At 61.6% G+C, this 18511-nt stretch carries 3 protein-coding genes; 1 reads left to right on the top strand and 2 read right to left on the bottom strand.

Going from position 1 to position 18511, the window contains the following annotated elements; translation table 11 throughout:
• Positions 1-69: 69 nt before the first annotated feature.
• On the bottom strand, positions 70-408 hold the full coding sequence (locus tag QRN61_RS03355) for a hypothetical protein (RefSeq protein ID WP_027611112.1): 339 nt from the start codon (positions 406-408) through the stop codon (positions 70-72).
• A gap of 147 nt (positions 409-555) precedes the next feature.
• A complete protein-coding gene (locus QRN61_RS03350) occupies positions 556-16794 on the bottom strand; it encodes a LapA family giant adhesin (RefSeq protein ID WP_285373213.1) in 16239 nt (5412 codons plus the stop codon).
• 357 nt (positions 16795-17151) lie between these two features.
• Between QRN61_RS03350 and QRN61_RS03345 the strand changes: the two genes are divergently transcribed.
• Positions 17152-18504 carry a TolC family outer membrane protein gene (locus QRN61_RS03345; protein WP_285373212.1) on the top strand — a complete coding sequence of 451 codons (1353 nt, stop codon included), beginning with the start codon at positions 17152-17154 and terminating at the stop codon, positions 18502-18504.
• Positions 18505-18511: the final 7 nt, after the last annotated feature.

Raw genomic sequence — 18511 nt, 5'->3', positions numbered from 1 at the left:
TGGAAGCATTTCAAATGTGGGAGCGAGCCTGCTCGCGAAGGGGCCAGATCATTCAACGAATATGCGGGATCAGATCAGCCCACCTTCATCATCATCGATCAACTGGCTCAACCCGCCCAACGCCTCACGCGCCTGGGTGCGGTCCATCAACTTGGCCTGCGCCGCCGGCGGCAGGTCGGTGACGCGGATCACGCCCTTCTGGGTCAGCACCTGGATCAGGTCGTCGAGTACCCGAATCATTTCCAGGTCGCTCTGCTTGAGCTGTTTCAGGCTGGTTTCCACCACTTCATTGGCGAACCAGGCCTGGATTTCATGGCTGTCGGCCGGCAGCGTTTCCGTGGCCTCGGCGTAGGCCGCGGCTTCCACGCGAATCAACAGACCTTGCGCATCGCGTTGCACGTAAAACATTGAGCATCCCTCAGAAAGATCCAGCGTCATGCTGTCAGCAGCATAGGCCAACTGCGCGCGAGTATGCGGGGTGGCGACGAAATCGTCACCGCCGAGTTAGCCGCAAACGTGACGGCCGCCCCAAGGGGCGGCCGTTTTGTTCACGCATCAGCTGTTGTTGTGGTCGACCTTGATGGTCGGATCGCTGCCGGCAATCAGGTTGTGAATGTTGGCGCTCGACCAGTTGTTGCCTTCCAGTTTGATCGTCACGTCCGGCGTGGCGGCTGCCGCGTCGCCGGAGTTGAACTTGCCCGCCGAGCTGACTTGCAGCGACGACGTGCCATCAACCGTGGTGATCTTCAGGAAGTTGTCGATGGTGCTGCCGGTTTCACCCTGCAACAGATCGCGCAGGTCGATGCGGTCACCTTCGTTGGCGTTGAAGTCCTTGATCACGTCATTGCCGGTGTCGCCTGCTTTCCAGACGAAAGTGTCGGCACCGGAACCACCGATCAGGATGTCGTTGCCCTGGCCGCCGATCAGCGTGTCATTGCCGGTGCCGCCGAGCAGGATGTCATTGCCCTTGCCGCCGTCGAGCAGGTCGTTGCCGCCCGAGCCGAACAGGATGTCGTTACCTGCGCCGCCCAACAGTGTGTCGTTACCGTCATGTGCACCGGACACATCGAACGCCTGATAGTGCTCGGTGATGTACTGGTGCACGTTGCTGGTGGTGACCTTGCTGACGTCGACCCCGGTCTGCTGCGCCACGAACGCCTGCATCGCCTGATAACCCTCGCCGGCAATGCCGTTGAAGCTCACCAGGTCGCCGAACAGGATGTCGTTGCCGTCGCCACCGCTGACGGTGTCGTTGCCCGGCATCGTCGCTTCGGTATGGCCGATGATCGAGTTGGCCAGATCCTTCGGATCGATGTTGGTTTGCGGCGAGTGATCCGAGTCATACGGTTTCAGGTCGTTGAGGCTGACACCGCTGTTGATACCGATCGCCTCGACGTTCGACAGACCGCTGAGCAGGGCGAAGCTGCTGTTGGAGTTGGAGGTTGTCGCCGAATCCGTACTGCTGCCGCTACCGGCCAGGCTCGACAACTCGTAAGTGCCGTCACCCTGAGCGTGAACAGTGCCTAGGTTGGTGGTGCTCCAGCCATAACGGGCAGTGTAAGTCTGCAACTGGGCATAACCGCTGGCGGTGATGCTCAGGTAATGCGTGTTGTCGATGTACGTGCTGAAAGTGTCGCCCAGCTTGTAGTTGCTGGTTGTCACCACACTGTCGAACTTCACGCTGCCGTACAGCGTCGGGTTGGTCTGCTCGCCGCTCTGGTAGTAGGTCGGCTGGCCGTCGGTGATGAAGTACGTGAGGTTCTTCGCCCCGGTGTTCGCCACAGCTTCCGCGCTCTGGAAGAAGTTGGCCGTGGTCTTGAACACGTCCTCGTAGTTGGTGCCGCCGCCGGACGCCATCGAGTCGAGCACGGCTTTGAGCTTGGTCAGCGCGTTCGGGTCGTTGAGGTTCACCGACACCGACTTGTTGACCTGGGTATCGAAGTCCGCCAGGAAGATGTTCACCGTGCCCGAGTTGCTGCCGCCCAGGCTCTGCTTGAGGGTGTTGAACACCGAGGTCAGCGAGTCCTTGGCCGCGTTGATCGACGAGGTGCTCATGCTACCCGAGCTGTCGACCATGAACGCGATGTTGTAGTTGGTGCCCGGCACCACGGTCAGACCGCCGATGTCGGCGACCATGATGTCGTTGCCATCGGTACCGTTGAAGGTGTCGTCGCCCGAGGTGCCGACTACGGCGTTGTACACCGCCGGCACCACGGTGACCGGAATCGTCGCGGTGCTGCTGGCCGAACCGCCGACCATTTCAGTGGAGGTCGAGGTCACGGTCAGGTTGAACTGGCCGTTGTAGTAGGTCGGCGGGGTTACGGTCAGGCTGCCCAGGTTCCAGCCGGTGACGTTGGCTTCGCCGTTGCTCGCGGTGACTGTGAAGGTGTGACCGTTGCCGTCGGAGAGAACCGAGCCGACCGGCGCGCCGCTGATCTTCACGCTCAGGGTTTCCGAACCGTCGGTATCGGTCAGCGCGGTGTTGATCGCCGACAGTTTCACCGTGGTGCCTTCGGCGCCAGTGTTGAGCTTGTAGCCGTCGTAATAGCCTTCGCCGTTGGTGCCGTGCAGGTCGGAGACGGTCACACCGGAATTCACCAGATCCTGCACCCCGGTGTAGATCGGCACGCCGGCGCTGCTCAGGTCGATTGGCGTGCTGCCGTTGACCGACAGGTTCACGTCATAGCTGCCCGGGCCGCTCTGGTTGTGGTGGTAGATGTCCAGGGTGTAGTAGCCGCTGGTGGTCGGGGTGAACGAACCACTGATCGCGCCGCCCGCGCCCCAGGTACCCGACGCCACGCTCTTGCCGCCAATGGTGATCAGCAGGCTGTCGTCAGCCACGCCGCTGAAGCTGTAGGTCTTGCCGGCTTCCAGATAGATCAGGCCCGAGGTTTTCGACGCAGTGCCGGCGGTCACACTGCCGTCGGACTGCACGTTGGTCACGTTGGTGCTGGAGTTCGGGGTGCCAGCGCCGTCGATCACGTTTTTCAACGTGGTCGAGTCAGCGCCGTTGCCGCTGGTGCCCAGGCCCGACAGGCCGGTCCAGACTTCCTTGACCAGTCCGGTGGACTTCACACTGTTATCGGCCACGCTCACGGTCGGTGCATCCGCCACCGGCGTGATGTCGATCTTCACGGTGCCGGTATTGCCCAGCAGCTGGCCGTCGGTTGGCTGGAACTTGATCTGTGCGTAGTCGGCCTGGTTGTTGCCCATGCCGGTGCCGCCGTAACCGTTGACGCCCGATTCGTTGGCATCCGGCATGAAGCGCAGCTTGCCGGCGTCGATGTCAGCCTTGCTGAAGGTCTGGTTGTTGGCGACGTCTTTCCAGGTCGAACCGTCCAGGTATTGCAGTTTGCCTTCGCCCGGCAGCTGGGTGATTTTGATGCCCAGGCTGCTGGCCGGGCTGTCGACATCGGTCACACCGAAGGTCGACCAGCCGAGGATCAGCGGGGTGTCTTCGGTGCCGGTGACGTTGCTTGGCGCGGCCACCGGAGCATCGTTGACCGCCACCACGTTGACCGTGGTGGTCGCGGTGTTGGAGTAGTTGCCGCCATCGGTCACGGTCACGGTGATGATCCGTGGCACGGTGCTCGGGTTTTCACTGCTGTTGGTGAAACTGATGTTCTTGATCGCCTGCATGTAGTCGGCGAGCGTCGCGTTGCCCGACAGGGTCAAGGTCACGGTGCCGTTGGTGCTGTTGGCATTGATCGTGATGCCGTTGACGCTGTTGCCGAGGTTCAGCGCATCGCCGTCCTGACGGTTGGTCAGCACGATGGTCGCGCCTGTCAGCATGGTGCTGTCCGGGTCGGTGATCGTCAGGTCAGTGTCGGCAATCGACACGCCGGCGCCCGGGGTGTTTTCGGTGAACGTCACCTTGTAGTCGGCACCGGTGGCGCCGCTGGAGTTGTTGGCATCCAGGTCGATGACCGGTGGCGCATCGTTGTCGATGATCGAGGTGCTGACGCTGCCGTTGGTGCTGCTGACGGCCAGGTTCTCGAAGTTGCCGCCGGTGGCCGAGTCGATCTTGACCACGAAGTTCTCGGTGCCTTCGGTGATCTTGTCATCGATGGTCGCGACGTTGAACTGCGCGCTGCTGGCGCCCGCCGGGATCTTCACGGTGTACACGCCAGTGAAGTCCGAACCGTCGGCAGCGGTGCCGCTGTAGACGATCTTCAGGGTCACGTCGGTTTGCGCCGGGTGCGTCAGGCTGACGGTGTAGCTGGCGGTCTGGCCTTCGGTCACCGAGGTGCTGCCGGTGATGCTGACGGTGGTGGTGTCGATGGTATCGGCGACGTTGGTCACGGCCGGTGTCGTGCTCGGTACCAGGTTCTCGAAGTTGCCACCGCTGGCGTTGGTGATGGTCGCCTGCACGCTGCCGGCGTCTTTGTAGACGTCGTCAGCCGGAGCCGGAACGGTCACGGTACCCGTGGTTTTGCCGGCGTCGATGGTGATCACCGAGCCGTTGCTCAGGGTCACGGTTACCGGGGAACCGGCAGCGTTGCTCAGGGTGGCGGTGTAGGTGATCTGGCCGCCCTCGTTCACCGCCGGGGTCGCGCTCAGCGACAGGCTGGTGGTGTCGACGGTGTCGGTCACGGTGGTGCTGACTGGGGTTTTGTCGGCTACCAGATTTTCGTAGTTGCCGCCGCTGACGTTGGTGATCGCATTGGTCAACGGTGCGTGGCCGGTCAACACGTCGTTCGGCGCAGTGGTGGTCACGGTGCCGGTGGTTTTGCCGATGTCGATGGTGATGGTCTGGCCGTTGGACAGGGTCACGACAACTGGCGAGCCAGTCACAGGCGCACCGACAGTGGCGGTGTAGGTGACAGTGCCACCCTCGGCGACAGTACCCGTGGCGGTGAGTTTCACGCCAGTGGTGTCAATGGTGTCGGTGACGCTGGTTACGGCTGGCGTGGTGCTTGGCACCAGGTTTTCGAAGCTGCCACCTGTCGCCGACTTGATGGTCGCCTGCACGGTGCCGGCGTCTTTGTAGACGTCGTCCGCTGGAGCCGGAACGGTCACGGTGCCGGTGGTTTTACCGGCGTCGATGGTGATGACTGCGCCGTTGCTCAACGTAACGGTCACTGGCGAACCCGCGGCATTGGTCAGGGTTGCGGTGTAAACGATCGAGCCACCCTCGGCCACGGTACCGGTCGCGGTCAGCGACAGGCTGGTGGTGTCGACGGTGTCGGTCACGGTGGTGCTGACCGGGGTTTTGTCGGCTACCAGATTTTCGTAGTTGCCGCCGGTCACGTTAGTGATGGCGTTGGTCAACGGCGCATGGCCGGTCAGCGCATCGTTTGGTGCGGTGGTGGTTATGGTGCCGGTGGTTTTGCCGATGTCGATGGTGATGGTCTGGCCATTGGACAGAGTCACCACGACTGGCGAACCAGTGACTGGCGCGCCGACGGTGGCGGTGTAGACGACGTTGCCGCCTTCAGCCGCTGTACCGGTGGCAGACAACTTCACGGTAGTGGTGTCGATGGTATCGGTGACGCTGGTCACGGCCGGTACGGTGCTTGGTACCAGATTTTCGAAGTTGCCACCGCTGGCGTTGGTGATGGTTGCCTGCACGGTGCCGGCGTCTTTGTAGACGTCATCAGCCGGGGCAGGAACGGTCACGGTGCCAGTGGTTTTACCGGCGTCGATAGTGATCACGGCGCCGTTGGACAGAGTCACAGTGACCGGCGAACCAGCCGCGTTGGTCAAGGTCGCGGTGTAGATGATCGAACCGCCCTCGGCGACCGTGTTGGTGGCGCTGAGGGACAGGTTGGTCGTATCGACAGTGTCGGTCACGGTGGTGCTGACCGGTGTCTTGTCGGCTACCAGATTTTCGTAGTTGCCGCCGCTGACGTTGGTGATCGCATTGGTCAACGGTGCGTGGCCGGTCAACACGTCGTTCGGCGCAGTGGTGGTCACGGTGCCGGTGGTTTTGCCGATGTCGATGGTGATCGTCTGGCCGTTGGACAGGCTTACGGTCACTGGCGAACCGGTGACCGGAGCGCCGACAGTGGCGGTGTAGGTGACGGTGCCACCCTCGGCCACAGTACCCGTGGCGGTGAGTTTCACGCCCGTGGTGTCGATGGTGTCGGTGACGCTGGTCACGGCTGGCGTGGTGCTCGGCACCAGGTTTTCGAAGTTGCCACCGCTGGCGTTGGTGATGGTTGCCTGCACGGTGCCGGCGTCTTTGTAGACGTCATCAGCCGGGGCAGGAACGGTCACGGTGCCAGTGGTTTTACCGGCGTCGATAGTGATGACTGCGCCGTTGCTCAGGGTCACGGTGACTGGCGAGCCAGCAGCGTTGGTCAGGGTCGCGGTGTAAACGATCGAGCCACCTTCGGCCACGGTACCTGTAGCGCTGAGCGACAGGTTGGTTGTATCGACAGTGTCGGTCACGGTGGTGCTGACCGGGGTCTTGTCGGCTACGAGGTTTTCATAGTTGCCGCCGCTGACGTTGGTGATTGCGTTGGTCAACGGTGCATGACCGGCCAACACGTCATTCGGCGCAGTAGTGGTGACAGTACCGGTGGTTTTACCCACTTCGATGGTGATGTTCTGACCATTGGCCAGAGTGACGGTCACTGGCGAACCGGTTACCGGTGCACCAACGGTCGCGGTGTAGGTGACGGTACCGCCTTCAGCAGCAGACTCGGTCGCGGTCAGTTTGACCGTGGTGGTGTCGATGGTGTCAGTGACATTGGTGACTGCAGGAACAGTGCTCGCCACCAGGTTCTCGAAGTTGCCACCGGTAGCAGTCGAAATGGTCGCTTCGACTTTGCCAGCGTCCTTGTACACGTCATCGGCAGGCGCCGGAACGGTCACGGTGCCGGTGGTTTTACCGGCGTCGATGGTGATCACGGCGCCGTTGCTCAACGTCACGGTAACCGGCGATCCGGCAGCGTTGGTCAGCGTCGCGGTGTAAACGATCGAGCCACCCTCGGCCACGGTGCCGGTCGCGGACAGCGACAGGTTGGTGGTGTCGACGGTGTCAGTAACCGTGGTGTTGACCGGGGTCTTGTCGGCAACGAGGTTCTCGTAGTTGCCGCCGCTGACGTTGGTGATCGCGTTGGTCAACGGTGCATGACCGGCCAGCGCATCGTTCGGTGCGGTGGTAGTGACGGTGCCGGTGGTTTTACCCACTTCGATGGTGATGTTCTGACCGTTGGCCAAGGTCACCACAACCGGCGAACCGGTGACTGGTGCACCGACGGTTGCGGTGTAGGTGACGGTACCGCCTTCAGCAGCAGACTCGGTCGCGGTCAGTTTGACCGTGGTGGTATCAATGGTGTCGGTGACGTTGGTGACGGCCGGAACGGAGCTCGGCACCAGGTTTTCGAAGTTGCCACCGGTGGCATTGGTGATCGTTGCCTGAACGGTGCCGGCGTCTTTGTAGACGTCGTCCGCTGGTGCCGGAACGGTCACGTTGCCAGTGGTTTTGCCCGCTTCGATGGTGATCACGGCGCCGTTCGACAGGGTCACGGTCACTGGCGAGCCAGCCGGGTTGGTCAGGGTCGCTGTGTAGATGATCGAACCACCCTCGGCAACCGAGTTGGTAGCGCTCAGGGACAGGTTGGTCGTATCGACAGTGTCGGTCACAGTGGTGCTGACTGGCGTTTTGTCAGCCACCAGACTCTCGTAATTACCGCCGGTCACGCCCGTGATCGCGTTGGTCAGAGGAGCATGACCGGTCAACGCATCGTTCGGCGCGGTGGTGGTGACGGTGCCGGTGGTTTTACCCACTTCGATGGTGATGTTCTGGCCGTTGGCCAACGTCACTACGACCGGCGAACCGGTCACTGGGGCACCGACAGTCGCGGTGTAGGTGACGGTACCGCCTTCAGCGGCAGACTCGGTCGCGGTCAGTTTCACCGTGGTGGTGTCGATGGTATCGGTAACGTTGGTGACGGCCGGAACAGTGCTCGGCACCAGGTTTTCGAAGTTGCCACCGGTAGCAGTGGAAATGGTTGCTTCGACTTTACCGGCGTCTTTGTAAACGTCGTCCGCCGGCGCAGGAACGGTTACGGTGCCAGTGGTTTTACCGGCTTCGATGGTGATCACTGCGCCGTTCGAAAGAGTCACGGTGACTGGCGAGCCAGCGGCATTGGTCAAGGTCGCGGTGTAAACGATCGAGCCACCTTCGGCCACGGTGCCGGTCGCACTGAGCGACAGGTTGGTGGTGTCGACGGTGTCAGTAACGGTGGTCGAAACAGGCGTTTTGTCGGCGACCAGATTCTCGTAATTGCCACCGGTCACGCCGGTAATCGAGTTGGTCAGTGGTGCATGCCCGGTCAGCGCATCGTTCGGTGCTGTGGTGGTCACCGAACCAGTGGTCTTGCCGACTTCGATGGTGATGTTCTGCCCGTTGGCCAAGGTCACGACAACCGGCGAACCGGTGACCGGTGCACCGACGGTCGCGGTGTAAGTCACGGTGCCGCCTTCAGCCACCGAAGTATCGGCGCTGAGCTTCACGGTGGAGGTGTCGATGGTGTCGGTGACTTCGGTCACTGCAGGAACAGTGCTTGGTACGAGGTTTTCGAAGTTGCCACCGGTGGCGCTGGAAATGGTTGCTTCGACTTTGCCAGCGTCCTTGTACACGTCATCGGCAGGCGCCGGAACGGTCACGGTGCCGGTGGTTTTACCGGCGTCGATGGTGATCACGGCGCCGTTGCTCAACGTCACGGTAACCGGCGAGCCTGCAGCGTTGGTCAGCGTCGCGGTGTAGACGATCGAGCCACCCTCGGCCACGGTGCCGGTCGCACTCAGCGACAGATTGGTGGTGTCGACGGTGTCGGTGACATTGGTCGAAACCGGCGTTTTATCCGCCACGAGGTTTTCGTAGTTACCACCAGTCACGTCAGTGATGGCGTTGGTCAGCGGCGCGTGGCCGGTCAGCGCATCGTTCGGCGCAGTGGTAGTCACGGTGCCGGTGGTTTTACCCACTTCGATGGTGATGTTCTGCCCGTTGGCGAGAGTGACGGTCACTGGCGAACCAGTTACCGGTGCACCAACGGTCGCGGTGTAGGTGACGGTACCGCCTTCAGCGGCGGACTCAGTCGCGGTCAGTTTCACCGTGGTGGTGTCGATGGTATCGGTGACGTTAGTGACCGCAGGAACGGTACTCGGTACCAGGTTCTCGAAGTTGCCACCGGTAGCGCTGGAAATGGTCGCTTCGACTTTACCGGCGTCTTTGTAAACGTCATCGGCTGGCGCCGGAACGGTCACGGTGCCGGTGGTTTTACCGGCGTCGATGGTGATGACTGCACCGTTCGACAGCGTCACGGTCACTGGCGATCCAGCCGCGTTGTTCAGGGTGGCGGTGTAAACGATCGAGCCACCCTCGGCCACGGTGCCGGTCGCACTGAGTGACAGGTTGGTGGTGTCGACGGTGTCAGTAACGGTGGTCGAAACCGGCGTCTTGTCGGCGACCAGATTCTCGAAATTACCGCCAGTCACGCCGGTGATCGCGTTGGTCAGAGGAGCATGACCGGTCAACGCATCGTTCGGCGCGGTGGTGGTGACGGTACCAGTGGTTTTACCCACTTCGATGGTGATGTTCTGGCCGTTGGCGAGAGTGACGGTCACTGGCGAACCAGTTACCGGTGCACCAACGGTCGCGGTGTAGGTGACGGTACCGCCTTCAGCGGCGGACTCAGTCGCGGTCAGTTTCACCGTGGTGGTGTCGATGGTGTCGGTCACGTTGGTGACCGCCGGAACGGTGCTCGGCACCAGATTCTCGAAGTTGCCACCGGTAGCGCTGGAAATGGTCGCTTCGACTTTACCGGCGTCTTTGTACACGTCATCGGCAGGTGCCGGAACGGTCACGGTGCCCGTGGTTTTACCGGCTTCGATGGTGATCACCGCGCCGTTGGACAGCGTCACGGTCACCGGAGTACCGGCTGGATTGGTCAGGGTCGCGGTGTAAACAATCGAACCACCCTCGGCCACCGAGTCGCTGGCGGTCAGGTTCAGGTTGGTGGTGTCGACGGTGTCCGACACCGAGGTGTTCGCCGGTGTCTTGTCGGCCACCAGGTTCTCATAGTTGCCGCCGGCAACCTTGTCGATGGCGACGCTCAGCGAGCTGCCGCCCGCCAATGGGCTGTTCGGCGCAACGAAATTCACGCTGCCGGTGGTCTCACCGACGGCGATGGTGATGGTCTGGCCGTTGGACAGAGTGACCACAACTGGCGAGCCGGTTACCGGTGCGGTGACGCTCGCGGTGTAGACCACGGTCTCGCCTTCGGCGACGTTGGCGGTGGCGGTCAACGACACGGTGGAGGTGTCGATGGTGTCGTTGACGGTGGTCACGGCCGGGGTGTTGCTGGTCACCAGGTTTTCGAAGTCGCCACCGGTCGCGCCCTTGATGGTCGCCTCAACGGTGCCGGCGTCCTTGTAGACGTCATCCTTCGGCGCATCGACGGTCACGGTGCCGGAAGTTTTGCCGGCGTCGATGGTGATCACCGCGCCATTGCTCAAGGTCACGGTCACCGGAGTGCCGGCGGCGTTGGTCAGGGTGGCGGTGTAGGTGATCTGCCCGCCTTCGTTCACCGCCGGCGTCGCGCTCAGCGACAGGTTGGTGGTGTCGACGGTGTCGGTCACGGTGGTGCTGACTGGCGTCTTGTCGGCGACGAGGTTTTCGTAGTTGCCGCCGCTGACATTGGTGATCGAGTTGTTCAGCGGCTCATGACCGTTCAGCGCATCGTTCGGAGCGGTGGTCGTCACGGTGCCGGTGGTCTTGCCGATGTCGATGGTGATGGTCTGACCGTTGGCCAGGGTCACAACAACAGGTGCGCCAGTCACTGGAGCGCCAACAGTCGCGGTGTAAGTGACAGTGCCGCCTTCAGCCACCGAAGTATCGGCGGTCAGCTTCACGGTCGAGGTATCGATGGTGTCGGTGACTTCGGTGACGGCCGGAACGGTGCTCGGCACCAGGTTCTCGAAGTTGCCGCCCGCAGCATCCTTGATCGTGACTTCGACCTTGCCGGCGTCTTTGTAGACGTCATCGGCAGGTGCGGGAACGGTCACGGTGCCGGTGGTTTTGCCCGCGTCGATGGTGATCACGGCGCCGTTGCTCAACGTCACGGTAACCGGCGAACCGGCAGCGTTGGTCAGCGTCGCGGTGTAAACGATCGAGCCGCCTTCAGCCACGGTGCCGGTCGCGGACAGCGACAGGTTGGTGGTGTCGACGGTATCGGTGACCGTGGTATTGACCGGGGTCTTGTCGGCAACGAGGTTTTCGTAGTTGCCGCCGCTGACGTTGGTGATGGCGTTGGTCAGCGGCGCGTGTCCGGTCAGCGCATCGTTCGGTGCGGTGGTGGTTACGGTGCCGGTGGTTTTGCCGACTTCGATGGTGATGTTCTGACCATTAGCCAGGGTCACGACCACAGGCGAACCGGTTACCGGAGCACCGACAGTCGCGGTGTAGGTGACGGTGCCACCTTCAGCAGCAGACTCGGTTGCGGTCAGTTTCACCGACGTGGTGTCGATGGTGTCAGTGACTTCAGTCACTGCCGGAACAGTGCTCGGAACGAGGTTCTCGAAGTTGCCGCCGGTTGCACCGTTGATGGTGACTTCAACCTTGCCGGCATCTTTGTAGACGTCATCGGCTGGTGCTGGAACGGTCACGGTGCCGGTGGTCTTGCCCGCGTCGATGGTAATCACCGAACCGTTGGACAGGGTCACGGTGACTGGCGAGCCTGCAGCGTTGGTCAGGGTCGCGGTGTAGGTGATCGAACCGCCCTCGGCGACCGAGTTGGTGGCGCTGAGCGACAGATTCGTCGTGTCTACGGTGTCAGTGACGGTGGTGCTGACCGGGGTATTGTCAGCGACCAGATTCTCGTAGTTGCCACCGGTGACGCCGGTGATCGAGTTGGTCAGTGGTTCGTGACCATTCAGCGCATCGTTTGGCGCGGTGGTGGTGACAGTGCCGGTGGTTTTACCCACTTCGATGGTGATGGTCTGGCCGTTCGCCAGGGTCACGGTCACCGGCGAGCCAGTGACAGGTGCGCCGACGGTGGCGGTGTAAGTGACAGTGCCGCCTTCAGCGACCGAAGTATCGGCCGTGAGTTTCACGGTCGAGGTGTCAATGGTGTCGGTGACTTCGGTGACGGCTGGAACCGTGCTCGGCACCAGGTTCTCGAAATTGCCGCCTGCGGCGTCTTTGATCGTAACTTCAACCTTGCCAGCGTCCTTGTAGACGTCATCGGCTGGTGCTGGAACGGTCACGGTGCCGGTAGTTTTACCTGCTTCAATGGTGATCACGGCGCCGTTGCTCAGGGTCACGGTCACCGGCGTACCGGCCGGATTGGTCAAGGTCGCGGTGTAAACGATCGAACCACCTTCGGCAACGGAGCCAGTGGCGCTCAACGTCAGGTCGGTGGTGTCGACGGTGTCGGTAACGGTGGTCGAAACCGGAGTTTTGTCAGCGACCAGATTTTCGTAGTTGCCACCGGTGACGCCGGTAATCGAGTTGGTCAGCGGTTCGTGACCGTTCAGCGCATCGTTTGGCGCGGTGGTGGTCACGGTGCCGGTGGTTTTGCCCACTTCGATGGTGATGTTCTGACCATTAGCCAAGGTCACAACAACCGGCGAGCCGGTTACCGGTGCGCCGACGGTGGCGGTGTAAGTGACAGTCCCGCCTTCAGCGACCGAAGTGTCGGCGGTGAGTTTGACCGTCGACGTATCGATGGTATCGGTCACTTCGGTAACAGCCGGAACGGTGCTCGGCACCAGGTTCTCGAAATTGCCGCCTGCGGCGTCTTTGATCGTGACTTCAACCTTGCCAGCGTCTTTGTAAACGTCATCGGCGGGTGCTGGAACGGTCACGGTGCCGGTAGTTTTACCGGCTTCGATAGTGATCACCGAGCCGTTGGACAAGGTCACGGTCACCGGAGTACCGGCCGGATTGGTCAGGGTTGCGGTGTAGACGATCGAACCGCCTTCCGCCACGGTGCCGGTCGCAGTCAGCGACAGGTTGGTGGTGTCGACGGTGTCGGTGACGTTGGTCGAAATCGGGGTTTTGTCAGCGACCAGGTTTTCGTAGTTGCCACCGCTCACGTCAGTGATCGCGTTGGTCAGTGGCTCGTGACCGGTCAACGCATCGTTCGGTGCGGTGGTGGTCACGGTGCCAGTGGTTTTGCCCACTTCGATGGTGATGGTCTGACCGTTGGCCAGGGTCACAACAACCGGCGAGCCAGTCACCGGCGCACCGACAGTGGCGGTGTAAGTGACGGTGCCACCTTCAGCCACCGAAGTATCGGCGGTCAGTTTGACGGTCGAGGTGTCGATGGTGTCGGTGACTTCAGTGACCGCAGGGACGGTGCTCGGCACCAGATTCTCGAAGTTGCCGCCGGTTGTTCCGGTAATGCTGACTTCCACTTTGCCGGCGTCTTTGTAGACGTCATCGGCAGGTGCTGGAACCGTTACGGTGCCAATGGTTTTGCCGGCCTCGATGGTGATGACCGAGCCATTGCTCAGGGTCACGGTTACCGGAGTACCGGCCGGATTGGTCAGGGTTGCGGTGTAGACGATCGAGCCGCCTTCCGCCACGGTGCCGGTCGCAGTCAGCGACAGGTTGGTGGTGTCGACGGTGTCGGTGACGCTGGTCGAAACCGGGGTTTTATCCGCTACAAGATTCTCGTAGTTGCCGCCGCTCACGTCAGTGATCGCGTTGGTCAGTGGCTCGTGACCGTTCAATGCATCGTTTGGCGCGGTGGTGGTCACGGTGCCAGTGGTCTTGCCGACTTCGATAGTGATGGTCTGGCCGTTGGCCAGAGTCACGACAACCGGCGAGCCAGTCACCGGCGCACCAACCGTAGCGGTGTAAGTGACAGTGCCGCCTTCAGCGACCGAAGTATCAGCGGTCAGTTTGACGGTCGAAGTATCGATGGTGTCAGTGACTTCGGTGACAGCTGGAACGGTGCTCGGCACCAGGTTCTCGAAATTGCCACCGCTGGTTCCGGTAATGCTGACTTCGACCTTGCCGGCATCTTTGTAGACGTCATCGGCAGGCGCCGGAACAGTCACGGTACCGGTGGTTTTACCGGCTTCGATGGTGATGACGGAGCCATTGCTCAGGGTCACGGTCACCGGGGTGCCGGCCGGGTTGGTCAGGGTCGCGGTGTAGACGATCGAGCCGCCTTCAGCGACGGAGCCAGTGGCACTCAGCGAGAGGTTGGTAGTGTCGACGGTATCAGTCACGGTGGTGCTGACCGGCGTCTTGTCGGCGACCAGATTCTCGTAGTTGCCACCGCTCACGCCAGTGATCGAGTTGCTCAGCGGCGCCTGGCCGTTCAGCACGTCGTTCGGTGCGGTGGTGGTCACGGTGCCGGTGGTTTTACCCACTTCGATGGTGATGGACTGACCGTTGGCCAGAGTCACGACAACCGGCGAGCCAGTCACAGGCGCACCAACGGTCGCGGTGTAAGTGACGGTGCCACCCTCGGCGACCGAGGTGTCAGCGGACAGTTTGACCGTCGAAGTGTCGATGGTATCGGTCACTTCGGTGACCGCAGGGACAGTGCTTGGCACCAGATTTTCGAAGTTGCCGCCGGTTGCACCGTTGATGGTGACTTCGACTTTGCCAGCGTCTTTGTATACGTCATCGGCAGGCGCCGGAACAGTCACGGTACCGGTGGTTTTACCGGCTTCGATGGTGATGACGGAGCCATTGCTCAGGGTCACGGTCACCGGGGTGCCGGCCGGATTGGTCAGGGTCGCGGTGTAAACGATCGAACCGCCCTCAGCCACGGTACCAGTCGCGCTCAACGACAGGTTGGTGGTGTCGACGGTGTCGGTAACGGTGGTCGAAACCGGAGTTTTATCGGCGACGAGGTTCTCGTAGTTACCGCCACTGACATTGGTGATGGCGTTGGTCAGCGGTGGGTTGCCGGTCAACGCATCGTTCGGCGCGGTGGTGGTCACGGTGCCGGTGGTTTTGCCGACTTCGATGGTGATGGTCTGACCGTTGGCCAGGGTCACGACAACCGGCGAACCGGTCACAGGTGCACCGACGGTGGCGGTGTAAGTGACGGTGCCGCCTTCAGCGACCGAAGTATCGGCAGTCAGTTTGACGGTCGAGGTATCGATGGTGTCAGTGACTTCGGTAACAGCCGGAACGGTGCTCGGCACCAGGTTCTCGAAATTGCCGCCGGTGGTGCCGGTGATGCTGACTTCGACCTTGCCGGCGTCTTTGTAGACGTCATCCGCAGGCGCGGGAACGGTCACAGTGCCGGTGGTTTTGCCAGCCTCGATGGTGATGACGGAGCCATTGCTCAACGTCACGGTCACCGGGGTGCCGGCCGGGTTGGTCAGGGTCGCGGTGTAAACGATCGAGCCGCCTTCAGCGACGGTGCCGGTGGCACTCAGCGACAGGTTGGTTGTGTCGATGGAGTCGGTAACGGTGGTGGTCGCCGGCGTGGTGTTCGGCACCAGATTCTCGAAGTTGCCGCCGGTCGCACCGGTAATCGTGGTGCTGACGGTGCCGCCGTTGTTGTAGACGTCGTTCGGCGCGGTCGGCACGTTGACCGTGCCAGTGGTCTGGCCGGCTTCGATGGTGATGGTCGAACCGTTGGACAGGGTGACGGTGACCGGCGTCTGTGCCGGATTGGTCAGGGTCGCGGTGTAGGTGATCTGGCCACCTTCGACCACGGCACCGGTGGCGGTGAGGGTCAGGCCGGTGGTGTCGCGCGAATCGACGATGTTCGTTACGGCTGGCGTCGTGTTTGGTACCAGATTCTCGAAGTTGCCACCAGTGGCACCGGTGATAGTGGTGCTGACGGTGCTGCCGTTGTTATAGACGTCGTTCGGCGCAGTTGGCACGTTGACGGTGCCGGTGGTCTGGCCGGCTTCGATGGTGATGGTCGAACCGTTGGACAGGGTGACGGTGACCGGCGTCTGTGCCGGGTTGGTCAGGGTCGCGGTGTAGGTGATCTGACCGCCTTCGGTGACGCTGTTGCCAGCAGTCAGGGTGACGGTGGTGGTGTCGATGGTGTCGGTGACCTGAGTCGTCGCCGGGGTGGTCGGCGGGGTCACGGTAATGCCGTTGCCGCCGGTAGTGCCGGTGACGGTCACGTTGATCTGGGTCGGATCGTTATAAACGGTGTCGTTCGGTGCCAGCGGCACGTTGACGGTGCCGGTGGTGGAGCCGGCCGGAATCACGATCACCGAGCCGTTGGACAGGGTGATGGTCAGGTCGGTCAACGGCGCCTGGGTCAGGGTCGCGGTGTACACCAGCACGCCGCCGGCTTCGGTGATGGTCGGCGTGGCGCTGAGGCTCAGAGTCGACTCACGCAGGGCGTTGGTGGTGGTGTCGGTGGTCTGGCCACCGGTGATGTTCTGTGCCGCTTGTGCACCGGCGTTGATGCCCGCGGTCGGGAAGCCGATGGTCGGATCGACGCGGCCAGCCGTGGCATCGAGCATCACGAAGCTGTGGCCGCCGCCTGCCGCGCCGCCAGTGCCTGCGGCGGTAGCGCCGGCAGCGGTGGCTTCAAGGGCGGTGGTCGGGTCGGCACCGGCAGCGATGGCCTGCTGCAGCTCGGCTACAGACGGCGCGGCCTGCGCGGTGGCTTCGGCCAGGTCAGTGCTGGAGTCGGGCGCGTTGGCGCTCCACTGGGTTTCACGGCCCAGGTCCAGGGTGCGGCCATCCGCCAGTTCCAGCGACACGGCGCCGGAGAGGCCGGTATCGATCTGGTCGCCGACGAACAGGCGATCGCCTTCAACGAGCACGCGGCGTACACCCTCGGGGGAGACCACGAATACCTGACCGACAATGCTTTTGACGATGGCAACAACACTGCTCATTGAAGACTCTCCGGGTGTCACGTTCAGTTGACTTCCATAGCCTGATGGCTTTGGCGCCGATTCAGTCTGGACGTACTTTAAAAATTTGCGAATCAAGATTGACGCTGTTCTGCGTCAATAATTTGGCTAGATTCTTTCGCTATTAACTTTATGCCAAACTATTGACCTTCTGGGTGCCATCCTAAACAATCGCCCCACTAATGTCACATTGATATTTCCGCGGCGACCTGTCCCTCAGCGTGTGATCCAGTTCCTATTTTGAACTTTCCGACATACGGTCATTCCGGTTGCCAATCATCCGACGCAGCAGCACGTTTTGCTGTGATTCAAGACAAGAAGTCCTGGGAAATCTTTACCATGCGTTTGCACTTGTTCAAGGCTCTACCGTTCGCCCTCGCCGCCTCTTTCGTCCAAGCACAATCCTTACCAGAAGCCATGCAACAGGCACTGGATGTCCATCCGGAAATCCAGGCGGGGGTCAACAGTCGTTTGGCCGCGGATTATCAGTTAAAGGCAGCCAAAGGGGGATACCTGCCCAAGGTCGATCTGCTGGGCGGTTATGGCCGTGAGGGCACTGACAGCGTGACCACGCGCGCCAACGGTGGCGGCAACCACTGGGAAACTTTGAACCGCAGCGAGTCAAGTTTACGTCTCTCGCAAATGGTTTTTGACGGTTTTGCCACGTCCAGCGAAGTCGGGCGTCAACAAGCCACCGTCAACTCCCGCGCCTACTCGCTGCTCGGCACTTCCGAGCGCACCGCGCTGACCGTCGCCCAGGTTTACCTGGACGTGCTGACCCGCCGCGAATTCGTGCGTCTGGCCGAAGAGAACCTCAAGAGCCACCAACGCATTTACGATCAGATCCAGCTACGCACCCAGCGCGGCGTTGGTAGCGGCGCTGACCTTGATCAGGCTGAAGCGCGGATGGCTCAGGCCCGCAACAACCTGATCACCGAACAGACCAACCTCGCCGACTCCGAGACCAACTTCCTCAGTGCCGTCGGCCAGATGCCTGACCAGTTGGAGCGCCCGGCGCCGTTCATGGCGATGATGCCGGCCAACCTCAATGAAGCCCGTACGCAGATGCTGGAAAACAGCCCGATCCTGCGCTCGGCCGAGTCCGATATCGCTGCTGCCGAGAAGCAGTACGAAACCGCCAAGTCGACGTTCTACCCACGTTTCGACGCCGAGCTGGGTCGCACTGCCGACAACGATCTCGACGGTCAGAACGGCCACAACAACGAGTGGCAGGCGATGCTGCGCATGCGCTTCAACCTGTACGCGGGCGGCAGCAACAAGGCCGATCTGGAATCCAAGTCGTACCTGTCGAACCAGGCGCTGGACATCCGCAACAACGCCCTGCGTCAGTTGAACGAAGAACTGGGCCTGGCCTGGAACGCCCTGAACAACGCCAATGCGCAGGTGCCGATCGCTCAGCAGTACGTTGATCACAGCACCGCCGTGCGTACCGCCTACCAGCGTCAGTTCAGCCTCGGCGAGCGCACCCTGCTCGATTTGCTCGACAGCGAAAACGAGTTGTTCACCGCTTCGCGCCGTCTGGCCGAGATCAAGAACATTCAGTTATTTACTCAGTATCGAATCAAGGCGACCATGGGCGAGTTGCTCAAGAGCCAGGGAGTGGTCGCACCATTGGCATCCGTCGTGCAGAACGATGTGAAGCCGAAGGTTCAACTGCCCGGTATGAATTGAGCAGAAC

The sequence above is a fragment of the Pseudomonas sp. lyk4-TYG-107 genome (genome assembly GCF_030209055.1).
Taxonomy (GTDB): Bacteria; Pseudomonadota; Gammaproteobacteria; order Pseudomonadales; family Pseudomonadaceae; genus Aquipseudomonas; species Aquipseudomonas putida_A.
The sequence above is the reverse complement of the archived record's forward strand: the minus strand, read 5'-3'. Positions and strand labels throughout refer to the sequence as shown.